17 protein-coding genes are annotated in these 19,530 nt (G+C 42.3%); 8 read left to right on the top strand and 9 right to left on the bottom strand.

All coding sequences use genetic code 11. The features are described 5' to 3' along the window. Positions 1-55: 55 nt before the first annotated feature. Complete coding sequence (locus J7K63_04725) at positions 56-283, top strand: four helix bundle protein (GenBank protein MCD6234327.1); 228 nt, start codon at positions 56-58, stop codon at positions 281-283. 38 nt (positions 284-321) lie between these two features. On the opposite strand, the gene lpdA is transcribed toward J7K63_04725, so the two are convergent. Together lpdA and J7K63_04715 are read right to left on the bottom strand one after the other, a co-directional pair. Next, a complete protein-coding gene (gene lpdA, locus J7K63_04720) occupies positions 322-1,710 on the bottom strand; it encodes a dihydrolipoyl dehydrogenase (protein ID MCD6234326.1) in 1,389 nt (462 codons plus the stop codon). Positions 1,711-1,763: 53 nt separating this feature from the next. Beyond that, complete coding sequence (locus J7K63_04715; GenBank protein ID MCD6234325.1) at positions 1,764-1,868, bottom strand: 2-oxo acid dehydrogenase subunit E2; 105 nt, start codon at positions 1,866-1,868, stop codon at positions 1,764-1,766. A gap of 209 nt (positions 1,869-2,077) precedes the next feature. On the opposite strand from J7K63_04715, the gene J7K63_04710 reads away from it, so the two are divergent. Further along, a complete protein-coding gene (locus J7K63_04710; GenBank protein ID MCD6234324.1) occupies positions 2,078-2,614 on the top strand; it encodes a GNAT family N-acetyltransferase in 537 nt (178 codons plus the stop codon). A gap of 227 nt (positions 2,615-2,841) precedes the next feature. On the opposite strand, the gene J7K63_04705 is transcribed toward J7K63_04710, so the two are convergent. From J7K63_04705 to J7K63_04680, 6 genes are all read right to left on the bottom strand, one after another. Next, a complete protein-coding gene (locus J7K63_04705; GenBank protein ID MCD6234323.1) occupies positions 2,842-3,351 on the bottom strand; it encodes a methylated-DNA--[protein]-cysteine S-methyltransferase in 510 nt (169 codons plus the stop codon). Further along, entirely contained in the window at positions 3,320-4,267 is a 948-nt protein-coding gene (locus tag J7K63_04700) for a DMT family transporter (protein MCD6234322.1), read from the bottom strand. The genes J7K63_04705 and J7K63_04700 overlap by 32 nt, the downstream gene beginning before the upstream one ends. Before the next feature lie 45 nt (positions 4,268-4,312). After that, the gene (secF, locus tag J7K63_04695; GenBank protein ID MCD6234321.1) at positions 4,313-5,206 is read right to left on the bottom strand and encodes a protein translocase subunit SecF; all 894 of its coding nucleotides are present in this window, start codon (positions 5,204-5,206) and stop codon (positions 4,313-4,315) included. 16 nt (positions 5,207-5,222) lie between these two features. Next, entirely contained in the window at positions 5,223-7,112 is a 1,890-nt protein-coding gene (gene secD / locus J7K63_04690) for a protein translocase subunit SecD (protein ID MCD6234320.1), read from the bottom strand. A 127-nt stretch (positions 7,113-7,239) separates the two neighbouring features. Beyond that, a complete protein-coding gene (locus J7K63_04685) occupies positions 7,240-8,457 on the bottom strand; it encodes an aminotransferase class I/II-fold pyridoxal phosphate-dependent enzyme (protein ID MCD6234319.1) in 1,218 nt (405 codons plus the stop codon). Between the two features lie 12 nt (positions 8,458-8,469). After that, positions 8,470-9,432, bottom strand: a complete 963-nt coding sequence (locus J7K63_04680) for an L-threonine 3-dehydrogenase (GenBank protein MCD6234318.1) — start codon at positions 9,430-9,432, stop codon at positions 8,470-8,472. A 238-nt stretch (positions 9,433-9,670) separates the two neighbouring features. On the opposite strand from J7K63_04680, the gene J7K63_04675 reads away from it, so the two are divergent. The 6 genes from J7K63_04675 (at position 9,671) to J7K63_04650 (ending at position 18,248) form a co-directional block, all read left to right on the top strand. Next, positions 9,671-11,203: an acyl--CoA ligase gene (locus tag J7K63_04675; protein MCD6234317.1), complete on the top strand. Its 1,533-nt coding sequence runs from the start codon at positions 9,671-9,673 to the stop codon at positions 11,201-11,203. After that, positions 11,203-13,287: an elongation factor G gene (locus tag J7K63_04670; protein ID MCD6234316.1), complete on the top strand. Its 2,085-nt coding sequence runs from the start codon at positions 11,203-11,205 to the stop codon at positions 13,285-13,287. Before J7K63_04675 ends, J7K63_04670 begins: the two co-directional genes overlap by 1 nt. Positions 13,288-13,289: 2 nt before the next feature. Next, the gene (locus J7K63_04665; GenBank protein MCD6234315.1) at positions 13,290-13,799 is read left to right on the top strand and encodes an HIT domain-containing protein; all 510 of its coding nucleotides are present in this window, start codon (positions 13,290-13,292) and stop codon (positions 13,797-13,799) included. A gap of 83 nt (positions 13,800-13,882) precedes the next feature. Further along, a complete protein-coding gene (locus J7K63_04660) occupies positions 13,883-15,154 on the top strand; it encodes a histidine--tRNA ligase (GenBank protein MCD6234314.1) in 1,272 nt (423 codons plus the stop codon). Next, positions 15,129-16,064: a hypothetical protein gene (locus J7K63_04655; protein MCD6234313.1), complete on the top strand. Its 936-nt coding sequence runs from the start codon at positions 15,129-15,131 to the stop codon at positions 16,062-16,064. Before J7K63_04660 ends, J7K63_04655 begins: the two co-directional genes overlap by 26 nt. A 552-nt stretch (positions 16,065-16,616) precedes the next feature. Further along, complete coding sequence (locus tag J7K63_04650) at positions 16,617-18,248, top strand: hypothetical protein (GenBank protein MCD6234312.1); 1,632 nt, start codon at positions 16,617-16,619, stop codon at positions 18,246-18,248. Here J7K63_04650 and J7K63_04645 read toward each other — a convergent pair. Continuing rightward, complete coding sequence (locus J7K63_04645) at positions 18,245-19,498, bottom strand: DUF4147 domain-containing protein (GenBank protein MCD6234311.1); 1,254 nt, start codon at positions 19,496-19,498, stop codon at positions 18,245-18,247. The two genes, J7K63_04650 and J7K63_04645, sit on opposite strands and share 4 nt — an antisense overlap. Positions 19,499-19,530: the final 32 nt, after the last annotated feature.

Genomic DNA, 19,530 nt, shown 5'->3' with positions numbered 1-19,530 from the left:
ATTTTGAGTTCTGAATTCTGAATTGAATTTTTGAATGTAGAATTTGGTGATTTGAATATATGTGATAAATGATATAATCTTGCGTTTTTCTTATGGTGCTAACGTTTATGAAGCTCAATGTGCTGCATCCAGAAAAGACTTTAATAACAAATTAACGATAGCTTTAAAAGAAGCGAATGAAACACATTACTGGCTTAAACTTATAAATGAATCTCAATATTTACTCAAACTCAATATAAAAAAGAGATACCAACAAAACACCCAACAAAATTCAATAATTTAATAACTCAATTCAGAATCCAGGATTCAGAACTCAGAATTCTAAAAATGTATTGCCTGCTCCAAAATTCCTCTCGCCGCTTCCATCACAGCCTCCGATAGGGTAGGATGGGCATGGATCATGGTGGCGATGTCTTCAGGTAGCAGTTCGGCTTTACGGGCAAGAAGCACCTCATGAATGAGTTCAGTGGCATTTTTGCCGGCAATATGGGCACCCAGAATTTCATGGGTTTTTTCATGACAGACAAATTTTACCAGACCTTCAGGTTCTTCGACTGCCACGGCTTTACCGGCACCTCTGTAAGGGAAGGCAAAAACTTTCACCGGAAGTCCTGCTTCTTTTGCTTTGACTTCCGTATATCCAAAGCTTGCAACCTGCGGCTCTGTATAAACCGCTCCGGGAATGAGTGTGGGATCAATCCGTTTTTCATCTTCCTTTCCCGCCATGTGTTCAACGGCAATTTCACCTTCTTTGGAGGCCACATGAGCCAGGAAGGGCGTGTTAATTACATCTCCAATGGCATAAATGCCGGGGACCGATGTCTCGTAGTAATCACCGGTTTCAATGAATCCCTTATAGGTTTTAATTCCAAGCTTTTCTAATCCCAAATTTTCCGAATTGGGAGTTCTGCCAACAGCTACCAGTATTTTTTCGGTTTCAACGTCCTCTATTTCGCCATCCTTATGTTCCAGTTTGATCTTGTACGCATTTTTTTGTTTATCTGAAATAGATGCTTTTGTGGATGTGTATACTTTCACTTTATTCTTTTTAAAAGCCTTCAGAAGAACGTCCGATACGTCTTTATCTTCCATAGGCAGGATCGAATCCAACATTTCAACAAGATGGACCTGAACCCCAAAAGAGCTCAGGATATATGCAAATTCCACACCGATGGCTCCGGCACCCACAATGAGTATACTTTTTGGAAGTGATTTTAAGCTCAATGCTCCTGTTGATGAGAGTATTCCTTCTTCGTCAAATTCCAAACCGGGGATCACTTTTGGACGTGAACCTGTTGCTATCAGGATATTTCCGGCTGTGTATTTTTCTTTGCCAACCGTGATTTCATGTTTATTGCTTATTTCAGCAGTACCCTTTATCAGTTCTATGGAATTTTTCTTCAGCAGAAACTCAACGCCTTTTGACAGCTTTGTGGCAGCAAGACGCGATTTCTTGTAGACTTTTTCATAATCCAATGCGCTGGCATCAATCCTGACCCCCATTTTTACCAGATCTTTCAGATATGTGAATTTTTGAGCCTGTGATATGAGGGATTTAGAAGGGATGCATCCCCAGTTCAGGCACACACCGCCAGGACTTTCTTTTTCAATCACAGCCGTTTTCATACCCAGTTGAGATGCCCGAATGGCTGCAACATAACCGCCGGGACCGGAACCGATAATCAAAAGATCATAGTTGTAATCTGTCATGGTGTATCCTCAATTTTCTTGAAATTATACCTCTTATGAGTTGAGAGCAAGCCTTAGGTTAAGGCCGGAGCAGGATTTTCGATGAATGCTTTCAGGGTTTTCATGAAATCTGCCCCTATCCCGCCGTCAATAACCCTGTGATCACAGGATAGTGTCATGGGGTGAGACTGAGTTTGAGAATGAATGGGCTTCGTTCTGGTTAGATAATTAGAGCCCCATTTTTACTCATCCTTTCTTGTTTTCGTTTTCACTGATTCCTGTTCTTTAGGATCCATAGAATTTCTGTCTTTTCCGATTTCATCGTCATACATTTTAAGCATTAAGAGTTCATAATAACAAAATTGTTACAAGAACAGGACGGTGTGATATGAGAGATATTTTTCTGGAAGGTAAGAAAGTCATTCTGACACCCATGGAAGAGGAAGATGCAGAATTTATTCGGAAGATGGAGAATGATCCGGAGGTCCGGTATGCCCTGTTTCTCTACAAACCGTTAACACGTGAATCTGCCGAAAAAAAAGTACGGGAGATGATATCTTCGCCCGACATTTTCATGTTTATGATCATGGACAAAGAGAACCGGCAAATTATTGGACAATCAGGACTCGTTCGTGTTGATTTTGTCAGCCGGTCAGCAATATTTTTTATTGCCATTCATCATAAAGCAAGCCGTTCAAAAGGATTTGGCACGGAATCCACACGGCTTATTGTAGATTATGCCTTTCAGACTCTTAATTTGAACCGAATCCAACTTCATGTCAACTCAGAAAATACTCCTGCCATCCATATTTATAAAAAGCTTGGTTTTCAGATTGAAGGAACCATGCGCCAGGCAATGTATCATGGCGGGAAATATTGTGATTTTTATGTTATGGGAAAAATACGAGAGAGTGGAGAACACTAAGTCGTGAGTGAAGTGCCTGCTGATGCGGATTTTAGAGTCTAAGTTGGGATATATGTAATTTTTCCGGATGATGTCCTCATTTTTAAAGTACATCGTTTATTTTTTGTGATTTAAACAAAATAATGTTTTCACTTTGAATTAAATATATTTCATCAAGATCAGTCTCGATTTTTTCACACGGAAAAACTCATAACTTTCAATGCCAACTCAATACTTTCTCTTCAGTTTCAACCCTTTTCCATATTGATCAACATCAGCTTCATGGCTGTTCCACCTCCGTATTGCCCGGGACTTCCATCTGCTTTGACAACGCGGTGACAGGGAATAATAAAGGGTAAAGGATTGTTTTTCATGGCGCTGCCTGCGGCACGGGCTGCATGGGGATAACCGGACATTGACGCTAATTCCCCATAACTCACAGTATGACCGTATTTAATGCGGTTGTACAGTGTTTGGTAAACTTTTTGCTGAAAGTGTGTTCCGCTTAGTTGAAAAGGAAAAGAAAATACCTTCCGTTTTCCGTCAAAATACTCCCTTAATTCCCGTTCAGCCCAACCAAGAACGGGATTCATTTCATGGACGGGGTCCGGCAGATTATTTATTCGAACAAAATTTTCCAGAGCATTTTTACGAGATGTAATAAACAATATTTTCTCATCAGAAGCGAGAATGGAATGCTCGGGGATGCTCCTGTGTAAATAGGTATTAATGAGGAAACAACGCTTCTCTTCCGACATGGATATATTTCCTGTATTTAAAATAATCGATCAGAAAAATCCCAAGGAAAACAAGAATCATACCGATATAAGACTGGATATTTAAGGTTTCGTTGTAAAACAATACCCCGATAATCAGTGATACAATGGGTGTCAGATAAGCAGAAAGGGAAAGTTTTGTAAGCTGGACATGCCGCATCAGCCAGAAAAAGGCGATCAGTGTATAACAGGAAGCAAAGACGGATAAATAGCTCAGAACAAGCCAGAAACGAAAATCCGACGGAAGATGAAGTGGTGATTCAACAACAAAGGAGGTCAACAATAACAGGATACCCCCCAGAAACATCCCAAGGGAATTTAATACAAATACATTGAGATGAATGCTGTTTTTGCGGATAAGAACACTGGGAATAGCGGCAAATACAACGGAAAAAACCATAGTGAAAAAGGCAATTGATGAAATACGTGCTTCGAGGATAAGGGGATCGAAAAAGAGAATGAAAACACCCAGAAATGAAAGCAGCGTCCCTGCGATTTTCAGAAGTCCGGCTTTTTCTTCCTTTAAAAGGAGAAAACTTAGAATGAGCACCATCACAGGATAAAGGCTGAAAATAATGGAACAAAGACTGGAAGGCAAAAACTGCTGACTCCAAAAGACAAGGGCGTTGGATAACGCAACCAGGGAAAGCCCATAATACAGAATTGACAAATAATCCTTTTTTGTCAGGCTGATTTTTCTAAGCTGGTGAAGGGCAACAGGAAAAATCAGGACTCCCGCTAACAGGTATCGTAGTCCGGCTATATAGAAGGGTTTAGCAGTATCAAATGTTTCGGCATAATTTTCCAGTAAAAAACGGACTGATGCCCAGCTGCTTCCCCAGATCAGGACATTCAGAAGGAAAAGAAAGTAGTATAGAGGTTTTCTTTTATCTTTCATAAAAAAAGGCTCCGGGAACCGGAGCCTGTATAGTTGGATAAGGTATTATTTCTTTTTCATTTCTTTTTGTCTCACCTTTTTATCCCAGATGATGAGAAGGGGAGAAGCCACAAATGAAGAGGAATAGGTACCGACAATTATGCCGATCAACATGGCAATTGAGAAACCAAACAAAACTTCACCTCCGAAAAGGACAAGAATCAGCACCACAAGGAATGTGGTTAGTGAGGTAATAACCGTCCGAGACAAACTTTCGTTAATACTCAGGTTGATTACATCGGGGAAGGCCTTATTTTTATGGGTCAGCCTGTTCTCGCGAATTCTGTCATAAACGACAATGGTATCATTTAAAGAATATCCCACAATTGTCAGAAATGCTGCCAGAACCGGCATGGAAATTTCCCATTGGAAAAGAGAGAAAAGTCCCAGTGTAATTAATACATCATGAAACAGGGCCAGGACTGCACCGATGGCAAATTTCATCTCAAACCGAATGCTGATATAGACCAGAATAAGAAATAATGCCGCAAAGATAGCGCCAATGGCTTTTCGCCGTAACTCTTCACCGATTTTTGGTCCCACAATTTCGGCTCTGCGAACCTCAAACTTCTTTTCCTGAAGGTCTTTTTGGATGATTTCCTGAATTTCATCACCGGTACCAATACTCAACACGCGGATCATGTATTCATTGGGACCGCTGCGTTGAATCTGAGGTGTTCCCAGTTCGGGGTTTTTCAGAAGTGAACGAATCTCACCGGCCGTGATGGGTTCTTCAAATTTCATCTGAATCAGTGTTCCACCCCGGAAATCAATCCCATAATTCAAGCCCTGAAATATAAAGCTCAGGAGCCCTGCAAGGATGAGCAATCCGGAAATCCAGTACGCATAAACGCGTTTTCCGACAATGTTGTAATGTGTGTTGACAAATATCTGAAACAAGGTATGACTCCTTTCCTTATATACTCAGTTTTTTCAGTGTCCGCCCGTGGGTAACGGTTGTGAGAATTGTCTTGGAAATAAAGTAACCGGAAATAAAGTTGAAAACAATTCCCCAGAACAGAACCACAGCAAAGCCCCGGATAGGACCGGTACCGAACTGCCAAAGCACGAGTGCGGCAATCAGGGTTGTCAGGTTTGCATCCAGAATGGTTATGATGGCCCTTGAATAGCCGTTATCCACAGAAGCTTTCACGGTTTTCCCTTTTCTTAATTCCTCCCGGATTCTTTCAAAAATAAGCACGTTGGCATCCACAGCCATACCCACAGTCAATACCAGGCCGGCTATTCCCGGAAGGGTCAGGGTTGCCCGCAGAAGGGCAAGGATCGAAAGGACAAAAATGATATTGAGAACCAGTGTTACAAAAGCCACAATTCCTGATCCGCGGTAATATATAGCCATGAACAAGACAACAAGAAGGAGACCAAATAATGCACTCATGGTACCTTTCCGGATTGAATCAGCACCCAAAGAAGGACCGATAGTCCTTTTTTCAATGATATCCACTGGTGCGGGTAAGGCTCCGGCTTTCAGGCAGATTTCAATATCCTTGGCTTCTTCAATGTTTGCAAGTCCTTCGATGACGGTTCTTCCACCGGAAATTCGATCCCGGATAACCGGTGCAATCTGAACTTTGTCATCCAGAACAATTGCAATCCGTTTACCCACATTGGCACCTGTCATTCTGGACCATGTTTTGGCACCTTCACTGTTCATGCTGACATTTACAATGGGTTGGCCCATGTTGGAACCATTCATGCCACCCAGCCTCGCCTGGGCATCCGTTACAACTGCTCCGGTCAAGCCGGGATCACGGTTAACAAAATAAAGCCTGTAAAATTTTTTTTGTGTCCCATCCTGAGTTGTGAATGTCTCGGGGGCATTGGACCACAAGATACGGATATCGGCAGGGAGGACCCTTTGAACTTCAGGATTTTGTAAAACCCGATTAACGGCATAGTAATTTTCAGCGGGAACACCGATATCATTGCCGAGGTTTCTTAAAAGCGCACTGAAAGGTCTGTCTTTAAAAATCTTTTCATCAACAAGTGCAGTTGAATCCCCTTTGGTGTCAGTCTGATTCTCTGTCAATCCGAATAATTCCTCTACAGAGACTTCCTTATTCTGACTTACCCTGTCTTCAACGGTTGTTGAATCCGTTAAGGTCTCAGGTTCTACTTTTTTCATAACGGCATCAATCCGTGATATGGCATCCTGAACCACTTCGGGATCTTTTAAGAGGATGAATTCCAGCTGGGCTGTACTTTGAATCAGGTTAGTTGCCCTTTCAGGATCGGTCACACCAGCCAGTTCGACAATGATTCGCCGGTCACCCTGGCGCTGAATCGTAGGCTCACTTACACCGAATTGATCCACACGATTCCGGATGATTTCTTCTGCCCGAAGCACTGCATCAGCGGCTTCTTTACGGAGAGACGCAATGATTTGTGAATTTTCATCGCCCCTGCCGGGAAAATGTCTGGCCAGACGGAAATTTTGAGCATTGGCCATTTCTTCCAGAATGTCAAAATAATCACGGTCGGTCTGTGCTGTGAAAATTTCTTCCACTTGGTTCATGAACTGATAGTAAGACTGACTTTTATTTTGGGCAATATTTTGTGTCAGTTTGGATACATTGACTTCCAAAACAAGGTGCATCCCACCCTGAAGATCCAGACCTCTACGGATTATCCGGTTCTGAATGGGTTCCAGATCGCCTTGCATGCGGAGTTCTTCTTTCCGCTCTTCAGACATTGTTTCATAGCGCAAAGTTGGAAGCAGCTGCCAGGCAGCCCAGACAAGAAGAACACCAATGATGACATAGTTTAACACGAATTTTTTCTGCATTCTGTATTTTACCTCCTAAGTGCCGCAGGGACTTTGTTTCGTTTAAAGCAAGCAAATTTAACCTGACACAGGGTGAAATTCAATCCCAAAAGATATATTGGGAAAAGGCCATTTAGCTCATATACATTCAGGATTCAAATTTAGTCAGGACGGACAAAACGGTATCTATATCCTTTTCAGTATGTTCAGCTGATATCTGGAAACGGATTTCTTCATCCCCCTTGGGAACTACAGGAAAATTGAGTCCCGTTGCCAACACCCCCTCTTGATGAAGCCAGCGGGTCAAGCGTACGGTTTTTTCCGTATCACGAACCATGAGAGGTACAATAGGATGGGGGCCGGGAATGGTTTCGTAACCGGCTCCGGTGATGCCGGATTCAAAACGGCGGGTTAATTCACCCAGATGTTTGAGAATTTTTATCCCTTCTGGTGAATCAACAATATTCAGGGCAGCTTCTGCTGCGGCTGCCTCAGGAACAGTGATGGGATTTGAGTATATGTACATGGGTGCGGTTTCGCGAAGGTAACGGATCAGAGTTTCGTCACCTGCCACATAACCACCGTTTACACCAAATGCCTTCCCCAGTGTTCCAATGAGAATGTCTACTTTGCTTCCGGTGTATTCTTCCGTTCCCCGACCGGTGTCCCCAAAAGCACCTACACCATGGGAATCATCCATAATGCTGATTACACCTTCTTCAAAATGATCATTATACGAATGACAAAGGGAAACCAGTTCATTTAAAGGTGCATAGTCCCCGCGCATACTGAAAATGCCATCCGTCACAACCAATACCCGTTTTCCTTTTCCAACAGATGCTTTCAGTTTGCTTAGCAGATCATCCATGTCATTATGGCGGTAAATGTATTTTTCTGCCGGGCGGGAAAGACGAATTGCATTGATGATACAGTTATGATTCAGTTCATCACTAATGACAATAGTATCAGAAGTTATAAGTGGATAAATGACTCCCATACTGGTGACATAAGCCGAACTGAATATCATGGCTGCCTGTTTTCGGTGAAATTGTGCAATCCGGTTTTCCAATGATATATGGTGTTTGAAAGTACCGCTGATAAATCGGACAGCACCCGGCCCGCTCCCAAAAGTCCTGGCAGCTTTTTCTTCAGCTTCTATTACTTTTGGATGGCGGGACAGTCCCAGATACGAGTTGGAATTCATCCGTATAAAGGGTCTGTTTTCATCCCCCTGGATAAAATACCGGGTTCCATGACCGTTTTTCCCCTCTTCAACCCGGTGAATGACCATCTCATGTCCCTTTACCGTTCCCTTTTTTTCAAGATCATCAATGATAGCTTGTAAAGGATATTCATATTTTTTCATGATGGTGTCTCCTCATGATGTCATCGCTTTTTTTTTAAGTGTTACGAGCATATCTTCCGTCATTTTGGGAAGATCATATTCATGTTTCCAGTTCCATTCCTGACGGGCGGCACTGTCGTCCATATTATCCGGCCAACTGTCGGCAATAGCCTGTTTTTCCGGATCCGGTTTGTATTCCACCCTAAAATCCGGAATGTGTTTTTGGATTTCTGCACTTAATTGACGTGGGTTAAAACTCATAGCCGAAACATTGTAGGCGTTGCGATGCACCAGCTTGTCCGGATCAGCTTCCATGACTTCAATGGCAGCCCTGACAGCGTCGGGCATATACATCATGTCAAAGTAGGTGTCCTCTTTCAGGTAGCAGGTGTACCGACCCTCTTCTAAAGCTTTATAGAAAATCTCAACAGCATAATCCGTGGTACCGCCACCCGGCTGGGTAACATTTGAAATAATCCCCGGATAGCGAAGTCCCCGGACATCTACACCATACTTTTTAAAATAATAATCCCCTAACATTTCACCACACACTTTGGTGATGCCATAAATGGTCGTTGGCCTCATGAGGGTATCCTGAGGCGTGTTTTTTTTCGGCGTAGAGGGACCGAAAGCGCCAATTGAGCTGGGGATAAAAACCGATAAATGAAGTTCACGGGCAATTTCAAGAACATTCATCAGGCTGCCCAGATTGATGTTCCAGGCCATAAGCGGTTTGTGTTCTCCTACAGCGGATAAAAGAGCCACCAAATGATATATCCGTGTTATTTTGTACTTTATAATAATCTCAACTAAACGGTGTTCATCCATGCAATCCAGAACTTCAAAAGGGCCTTCATTCAGAACATGTTCACAAATATCAGATTTAATGTCTGATGCAACAACATGCTCAGCTCCATACACTTTTCGTAAGGCCGGTGTTAACTCCGAGCCGATTTGACCACCGGAACCGATAACCAGAATTCGCGTCTTTTTCATGCTTCTCTCCCAAAATAGTATGATCAAATTCTAATGCGGACAGGCTTGTTTTATGCTAATCCTCACTTTCTTTCATGGTTAAAATCATTGTATTAAATTTAAGAGGATACGACTAAGAATCAAAAGGGACAATTAATCATAGGCTCCTGAATTGAACATAACTTTCTGAATTGACTAATGTTCAATCTATCAGTAACTTCACAAGCTTAAAAGGTGAGTATCGGATATGAAATTTTCAATGTCTTTGTACTCAAGTTTTTTTCAGATTACAAAGCAAAAACATGACAAAATTTTTCTCACTCATGGTGAACAAAATGATACATACCATGATGTTCTGGATAAATCCCTGCAAATTGCAGGATATTTGCTGGATTCCGGTGTAAAAAAGAGGTCCCGTATTGCACTCATGCTTCCTTCTTCACCGGAGTTCTTCTATATCGTACTGGCTTTATCCCGTCTGGAATGCACGGTTGTCCCTGTAGATCCACATTTTAAAGCTTTGGCTCTCAGACATGTTTTGAGTGATGCCGATATTCCGGTGATCATCTACCACAAGGATTATGAAAATAGTGTGGCGGATGCTATCGACATTCTCGATAATATTAAAACCACAGTAGCTGTTGGTGGTAAAGGAGACCTTTCAGATACTTATATAGACTTGTCATTGAAACATGCACTCTATGGCGGCCCCTTCAATCCGGACAGCCGGCAGGAAGCCGTTATATTTTTCAGTTCCGGTACCAGCGGACCTTCCAAAGGAGGTATTTTCAATAACCGCCAGCTGCTGATGAATGCTCAGTCCTTCAACGAAACCATGATTCTCCATGAAAACGAAACCCTGTGTGCCCAGTTTCCCCTTCATCATTTTTGGGGATTCACTACTATTCTCGTTTGTTCTTTGATAAATGGAAACCGGGTAATATTGAATCAAACAACCAATTTGCCTGAGACACCGGGAGATTCCAAAGGGATGATCCTGATCGGTGATACGAATTATTTTGAAATACTGTCGGAATCTGTCCGGGAACTCCCACGCGGGTATCTGTACGGGATCACTGCAGGAGGACACCTGAAACCGGATGTCCAATCATGGTTTTATGAAAAATGTCATTTTCCCATCTTCAGGGGCTACGGCCTGATAGAAGCCGGTCCTGTGATTTTGATCAATAACGATGAAAGCAAACTCCGTTCAATCGGAATTCCCCTCCATAATGTGTCCGTTTCAATCCGCCATGGAGATACTGTCGTTCCTGATCAGAAAATCGGTGAATTATGTATTCGGAAAGAATCGGTTGTATCCGGGTTTACTTCAGGACAGGATAAACTAAGTGATGCACTGAACAAGGGGTGGTTTCATACAGGGGATCTCTGTTATCAGGATATGGACGGTTATATTTATTTTGTGGACCGTATTGAAAACCGCATCCGGATTAATGGATTTGACATGTTTCCTGAAAGTGCAGAAAATATTCTCAGAAAACATCCCAATATCCGGGAAGCGGTTATTGTGGGTATACCTTTTGACAACCGCGGGAATGAGAAGGCTGTTGCTTATGTCGTTCCGGAAAAACTGAGTCAGGCAGATCCGGAAGCTCTGAAAGAATACCTGGCGGGAAAAATCCCCCGGTATCAAATTCCCTCGGATTTCATTTTTTTAGATCATTTACCTGTGGGAGCTACAGGGAAAATCGCCCGACAGACTATCCGCAGAAATGCCATACACCATAACAATAAAATGAATAATTTATCTTCAAAACCGGAGGACGATTGATGAAAACATTCGATACGAAGCATGTTCGGAACTTTTCTTTAATAGGACATTCCGCCAGCGGTAAAACCATTTTGTCTGATGCACTTTTACTTTTGGCCGGTGAAATCAACCGGATCGGATCCATTGAAGAGGGGAGTACCACTTCAGATTATTCCAGTGATGAAATAGAACGCCAAATATCTATTAAAACATCTTTTATGCATTTTGAAAAGAATGGTGTAAAATGCAATATTCTGGATACGCCGGGCTATATGGATTTTGCCGGAGAAGTAATCAGTGCTGCGAAAGTGGTTGAAAATGCCATGGTTCTGGTCAATGCTACATCCGGTATTGAAGTGGGGACCGAATTTGCATGGAATTATGTCAATGATTACAAGACAACAGCCATGATTGTTATGTCTATGCTTGATAAGGAACATACGCAATTCGATACAATTACTGACAGTGTTCGTGATCGTTTTTCCAACCGGATCTATCCTATACAGTATCCTGTTAACCCCGGCCCTGCCTTTGACAGCATTATCGACCTGTTGAAAAGAAAAATGCTGGTTTTTGATAAGAACGGCGTTTATACGGAAGAAGAAATCCCGGCAGATTTAAAGGACACTTTCGACACACGTTATGAAGAACTGGTGGAAATGATTGCAGAATCGGATGATGTCCTGCTGGAAAAGTTTTTTGAATCCGGTGAATTGACAGAAGAGGAGCTGAAGGATGGGCTTCGGCGTGCTATTCTTGAGCGGAATTTCTTTCCCCTTGTTTGTGTTTCGTCTGAAAAAAAAGTGGGCATTTCACGCATGATGGAAATTATGGTGGATTATTATCCTGACCCGTCACAAAATAAAGAATGGAAGGTGAAAAAATCCGGTGATAGTGATCCCGAACCCATTACAATTGATGAAAAAGGAGTTACGGCAGTTTTTATTTATAAAACCGTCCATGAACAGCATGTGGGGGATATTTCCTACTTCAAGGTTATCAGCGGAAACCTGAAAGTGGGGGATGAATTAAAAAATCCGGCAACCAATACATCCGAACGTTTCGGAAACCTTTATATTTTGAACGGAAAACACCGGAAAGAGGTTTCGGAAATCAAGGCCGGTGATATTGGTATTGCTGTCAAATTGAAAAATACCATGACCAATCATACGCTGGTGGATTCCAAAGAGCCCTGGCAGTTTGTGGGGATTAAATATCCCGAACCTGTAATTCGTGTTGCTGTGGAAGCAGCTGCAAAAGGCGATGAAGAGAAAATCGGGACAGGCCTGGCACAGGTTCAGGCTGAGGATCCGACCTTTCATTATGTCGTGGATTCCGAATTGAAGCAGACGATTGTCTCTGGTATGGGAGAAATTCATCTGGATATATCCCTGAAGAAAATTGCCCAGCGATTCAACGTGGAAATTGTCCAGGTTCAACCGAAAATACCGTATCGTGAAACCATTCGAAAAACAACCACAGCCCGTTATCGCCATAAAAAACAGTCCGGTGGTGCAGGACAGTTTGGTGAAGTGGAACTCCGAATTGAACCCTTGCCCCGGGGGACAGGCATTGAATTTGCCAGTGAGCTTGTGGGAATGAATGTGGACCGGTCTTTTGTACCGTCTATTGAAAAAGGTGTCCGTCAGGCTTGCGAAGCCGGCCCCCTTTCCGGAAATAAGGTCATTGATGTGAAAGCGGTTGTCTTTGACGGAAAACAGCACCCGGTAGATTCAAAGGATATCGCTTTCCAGATTGCGGCCCGTGGTGCTTTTCGGGACGCTTTTACGAAAGCAGATCCTATTTTGCTGGAACCTATTTATGAGATCGAAATCACCATTCCCGAAGAATACATGGGCGATGTCATGGGAGATATCTCCGCCCGCCGTGGCAAGGTCCTCGGTATGGATTCTGACGGACACTTCCAGATCATTAAGGCGGAAGTACCTTTGGCCAATCTCTATAAATATTCCAATACCCTTCGCTCTCTCTGTCAGGGCCGTGGATATCACCGCAGAAAATTCAGTCACTATGAATATGTTCCCAGGGAAATTCAGGAAAAAATTGTCGAAGAATACCTGAAAGAACGGGAAGAAGGACATTAAATATGGATTATCTCTGGGCTCCCTGGCGGATTGAATATATCCGTCGGGATAAATCCGGGAAAGATCGTTGTATTTTCTGTCAGAAGCCAGCTGAGGACGATGATGAGGAAAACCTGATTGTCTACCGCGGGCAATACACCTTTGTCCTGATGAATCTCTTTCCATATAACAACGGACATCTGATGATTGCCCCTTACCGGCATACATCGGATTACCTGTCCCTGACGGATGATGAAAACCGTGAAATAACAGAACTCACCAAAATCTCCCTCCGTGTGCTCGACGCCTGTCTGACTCCCCAGGGATATAATATCGGCATAAATCTTGGCAGTGTAAGCGGAGCCGGAATAGCAGATCACCTCCATCAGCATATTGTTCCCCGGTGGCTTGGGGATACGAATTTTATGCCGATCATTGGCCATACCAAGGTTATGATGGACGGACTGAAAGAGACATGGAAAGAACTTCATGACACCTTCATTAAGATGAAAGATGCCCGGAAATCTGAATGACAGTTTCCCGTATATTTTTCTTTTCATTTTGATCTGATATTCATAAGAGTTCAGATGTATTAAGAAACAATTGAGGATTCATGATGTCTATCAAAGCTATTAAAGGGACAAAGGACATACTCCCATGGGAATCGCCGCTCTGGCATCATGTGGAAACGGTGTGTCGGGAAGTTTTTTCCTCTGCTTTCTATCAGGAAATCAGAACCCCGGTATTTGAAAAAACTGAACTATTTGCCCGGGGTATCGGCGAATTTTCTGATATCGTCAGCAAAGAAATGTATACGTTTCAGGATAAAGGGGGAGAATGGCTGACCCTTCGGCCCGAATACACTGCATCCGTCATCCGTTCCTACATTCAGCATCATTATGAACAACAATCTCCGTTACATAAATTGTGGTATGTTGGTCCACTGTTCAGACAGGAACGTCCCCAGGCTGGCCGGCTCCGGCAGTTTCACCAGTTCGGGATCGAACTCATTGGCTCTGAATATCCTGAAGCAGATGCTGAAGTGATTACACTTGCCTGTGAGATATACCAAAAAGTGGGGCTCCGGGAATGGGAGCTACATATCAACAGTATCGGCAATACTAAAGATCGCCTTAGATATATTCAGTTACTGGCAGAATCCCTGAAGCCCCATTTTGACGCATTCTGTCCTGTTTGCCGTAAACGGTTTGATATAAATATTCTCAGGCTTTTTGACTGTAAAAATAAATCCTGCCAGAAACTTCTGGATGACCATGCACCGAAAATCAACGATCACCTTTCCCCTGAAGACAACGCTCATTTTGAACAGGTCTGTAAATTGCTGGATGTCCAGGGAATAACATACACCATCAATCCGAAACTGGTGCGGGGACTGGATTATTATACCCGTACAACGTTTGAAATCAAAGGAAAACAGTTGGGAGCCCAGGATGCCCTCTGTGGTGGCGGACGCTATGACAATCTTGTGGAGGAGCTGGGAGGAAAATCAACTCCGGCTGTCGGATTTGCAGCAGGTGTCGAACGGTTGATTCTGGCGCTGGAAGCCGAAAAGATAGCAGATGTGCCGGCATCACGTCCGGATCTTTACATTGCAACCCTTGATGTTGAGTCCTATCAGGGTATTCTGAAAACGTGTACCGCACTCAGGCATCAGGGATTTGTCATAGAAACGGATTTGCTCCGTCGAAGTGTGAAAGCCATGATGCGGGATGCCAATAAAAAACAGGCACAGTATGTCACTGTAATCGGCCCCGAAGAACTGGAATCAGGGACTCTCACATTGAAAAATCTGCAAACAGGCGAAACCAGTCAGATCGCATGGAATGAGCTCGGGAAAGCCCTTGGAAAAGAAAGCCATACCCTTTAAATACAAGTTGGAATATTCTGTACTTCTTTTTGTGCGGTTTTTAGCCAATGCCCTGCCCGCTCACATCTCCGAGTGGATTGGCAGGCGAATAGGTGATCTGTCATGGTATTTTTTTCCCTATCGGTTTCAGGTGATGATGTACAATATGGATGTTGTATTTCCTGAGAAATCGTATGAGGAAAAACTTCATCTGGCCCATCAGGTTTACCGTTTTTTTGGAGAAATGGCTGTTCAGTTTTTCAGTCAGAACAAGAAGAAGAACAAAAAAAGGATTTTATCAGCAGAGATTCGGGGACGGGAATATCTTGACAAGGCCCTGGGAAAAGGGAAAGGTGTTATCCTGACGGCTCTGCATTTCGGAAATTGGGAGTATGTTGCTTCCTGGTTAAATATGAGCGGGATAACGACAACGGGAATATATAAACCCATGAAAAATCCTCTGAGTGATGATTTTTTTCTCAAATTGCGTCTCGATATGGGGGACGCAATGCATATGATTTCTACACGGCAGGGCATGAAAGCGTATGAAAAAGCCCTTGAAAATAACCACGTTCTCGCTGTAGCTGTAGACCAGAATGCCCATGAAAAGGGAGTCAAAATCCCCTTTTTTAACCGGATGACGTCCATTGCAAAAGGAACGGCCGTCCTCAAATTCAGAACGGGTGCAGAAATTTTAGGTGTGGCACCCCTGTATCAGAAAGGGAAATTTTGTATCCATTTTTTTCCGGTTAACGATGAATCCATACCTGTTCTAAATGAAGAGACCATCGGCCGGACCATGAAAACTGTCATGAAAACATTTGAACCCTGGATAGTGAAGTATCCCCGACAATGGATGTGGTTCCATAAATTATGGGGCAAACCGGATAAGGTCTATAAACGAACAGTTAAAGAAATACTCCGGTATTAATGTCTTATGTATTCAGGCAGAACTAAACATTCGTCTGCTTTATTGTTGAATATCCTCCTGTGGATCCCCGTCATTTATATCGCATTTTTGAATCATCGGATATTGAATAGTCCCATGATTTTTATTCAATGGTTTGTCCTTGTCCTTTTATTTGGTACGCTCATTGCATTTTATCACATTAACAGTTTAAAAAGGGGTGATGACCCTGTACGGAAAAATATCATTGTAATTATTAATTTGTTTTCAGCTCTCTTTTTTGTATGGGTTTCCCTGTTTCAGGGAGATTATTTTTTCTATATAGGCTTTGCTTTGTTTTTACTTGTCTTCTATTTTGTTGTTTATTTTTATAAACTAACCTTCAGAAAAATATTAATATATGGTCTGAGTTCTCTGCTCATTTTGTTGCTCAGTCTTCCGGCTTATCTTTATCTTTTTCAGAGATCGGCAAATTCTGTCTTTCTGGTTAATTATATTCTTTTAAACCTCTCATTTATAATGATTGCCTTATTTATTCTGGCAGAAAGGTACCTCTTCTATAAGCAGGAAAACCACTTGATTTACGATAAAAAAGGTTCCCAAAGCGAGAAAAAAGAGATTCAGGATAGCATAACCCCATCTTTTTATCATCATTTAAACTCTCTTTTTTTAAAAATGACCAATCCTTCTCTTTTGGGAAATTATCCTGAAATGATTTACCAACTCCTCGAATTGACAGGTCGTTGTTGTAAGGCGGACAGAGCATATATATTTCAGTTTTCAAAAGATGGGAAATACATTATAAACACTTATGAATGGTGTGATAAGGGAATTGAACCTCAGATAAAAAAACTACAGCATCTGCCGATAGCCGATTATCCCTGGTGGCTTAATCAGCTTCAGAAAAAAGAGGTTATATATTTTCAATCTCTCGATGAATTACCGGTTGAAGCAATCCATGAGAAAGAAATTTTGGAAATGCAGGATATTTCCGGGGCGTTGGTTTCCGGAATCTTTCGAAACCAGGTTATGATGGGTTTTGTTGGATTGGATTATGTAAAAGAGAACCATAAACCTGAATCTGCGTATATTCCTGTCATTAAGTTAATTGCAGGTATGCTTTCATGTATATATAATCGGCTTCAAATGACTTTTGCCCTCTATTCGGAAGATGAAAACGGATTTGCGTTGCCTGAAAGTAAGACTTTTCATCAGGAGATTCTGGCCCGCAAATTTTATGCCGCTGTCATGAAGATTCCTATCCTGGCTGTGGATAATCAGATGAGGATTATAACCATGAATTTAAAAACACGGGAAGATTTCTATGGCGCCCGGAAATTAAACCCGGATAAAGATATAAAGGACTTCCTGTTTATCAGTGAAGAAGACAGATCCGCATATAAAATGAATTTGCAAAAGGCTTTATCATCCGATGAGATATTCTCTGTACTGTCTGATAAACCCTGCCGGATAGGAGACGCTTACTATTTTGTGTATTATTTTAAAATATCGGATGACTCCAGCAGGACAACGGCTTTGATTCTGTATTTTGTTGAAATGACAGCCCAATATATGAAGCGATTAAATCTTATTAAATCCCTGGAAGAAAAAGAGCTTCTTTTGAGTGAAATACATCACCGTGTGAAAAACAATATGCAAATCATGGCAAACTTAATGGATTTGAAGGCTATGGTTATTAACGAGCAGAATGCACTGTCTGTGTTCTATGATACCCGTGACAGATTGAAAAGTCTGGCACTTCTTCATGAGAAACTCTATGAAAGCCAGGATTCGGGAAAGGTTAAACTGCATACATATCTCAAAGAGCTGGCTGAAAATATTATTTTTGCCATTTCCGGTGATAAAAACATCAGTTTCGATATGTTTAAATCCGATCCGGTGGAAGTCACTTTTGATAAGGCAATTACCCTGGGCATGCTCATGAACGAAATTATAGTCAACAGCATGAAACACGGGTTCCATAACATGAATGGAGGCTTAATTACTATTGGCTTATCGAAAGAACATGGAGAGCTTATCCTTGATATAGCTGATAATGGTACCGGCTTTGACGCCACATCTGTTTTAAAAGATTCCCAAACCCTGGGATTGAATTTAATAACTGGTTTTATTCGTGAGTTGAACGGCAGCTATGAGCTTCATTCGGATTCGGGTGTGCAATATAAAATCCGCATTCCTCATTCCTAGGATGGCTTATCCAAAAATGCAATAAACAAATCATTCAGGTTGATACCCGTGTAGCCGGTTTTTATCAAACTGTGGAATGATTTAAAAAAAGGGTATGTGTTATTATTTTTAAGAGCTTTTTCTCCTTGTACCACGGTATTCTCACAAAGCATCTGACGTGTAATAAAAGCTCCGGCTGCATCGGTGGGACCGTCTATACCGTCAGAACCAACACAGGCCACGCCCCAGGTATAAGGTGTTTTGTATAATTCCAGTCCTGCTTTTAATGCCACTTCCATGTTACGTCCGCCAATACCGCTTCCGCGGACAGTCACCGACGTTTCTCCTCCGCCGATATAAAAAACGGGAAATGTTTCAACCGCTAATACGATATAATCGGCAATACGTTTTCCACACATTGAAGCCTCGCCGGAAAGGGAAAAGGGGAGAAGCCGGGATTGCTTTCCTCTTTTGTGTATAACTTTCCTGCATTGATCAATCAGCGTTTGGTTGTTTGAAATAAGTGTACTGGTAACATGACTGAAATCTGTATTCTCTTTTTGTTTTTTTATTCCCTTGAGAAGGTTTGTATCAAGACCATACGCTGATAATATTGTCTGTGCATCTTCAAATGTACTCGTATCGGGTGTTACCGGACCTGAAGCAATCAGCTCAAGGTTATCTCCCATGACATCAGACATGATGAGAGCTTTAATTTCACGGGGATACAGTAAGCGTGCAAGTTTCCCACCTTTTACGGCAGACATCTGTTTTCGGACGGTATTGAGTGCCTGAATGTCTGCCCCTTTTTCCATGAGAGCTTTCGTAATGATGGATATGTCCCTTATACACAATCCGGGTTGCGGGATTTCAAACAAGGCTGAACCCCCGCCCGATAACAGCAATACAATCTGTCCGTTCCCCGGAATGCTTTTCAGAATTCGTTCGAGTACATGTTCCGAGGTACTTAATGTTTTTTCTCCCGGATAAGGGTGTTCTCCCGGATAAATCGTTAAATCATTTCTGTAATTTTCCGGGATATATTCCGGAGAGGTGATAACACAGTTTATATCAGGAGATACAGAAATATGATTCATGAAAACTTCTGCCATGGAAACTGCGGCTTTACCGATGGATATTAGGGCATAGGGAGGACGGATGAAAAGATTTTTCAGATATGGCGGGAGGATTTTTTCCGGGTGGCAATTCCGGATGCTTTCGTGGATGATATTCTCCAAATCATGTGCTATATTTCTACTGCTTTTTATCATCCGTTTTCTCCAAATATTTCAAATGAATCATA

It is taken from the genome of Candidatus Neomarinimicrobiota bacterium (genome assembly GCA_021157965.1).
Taxonomy (GTDB): Bacteria; Fidelibacterota; Fidelibacteria; order Fidelibacterales; family Fidelibacteraceae; genus Fidelibacter.
The sequence above is the reverse complement of the archived record's forward strand: the minus strand, read 5'-3'. Positions and strand labels throughout refer to the sequence as shown.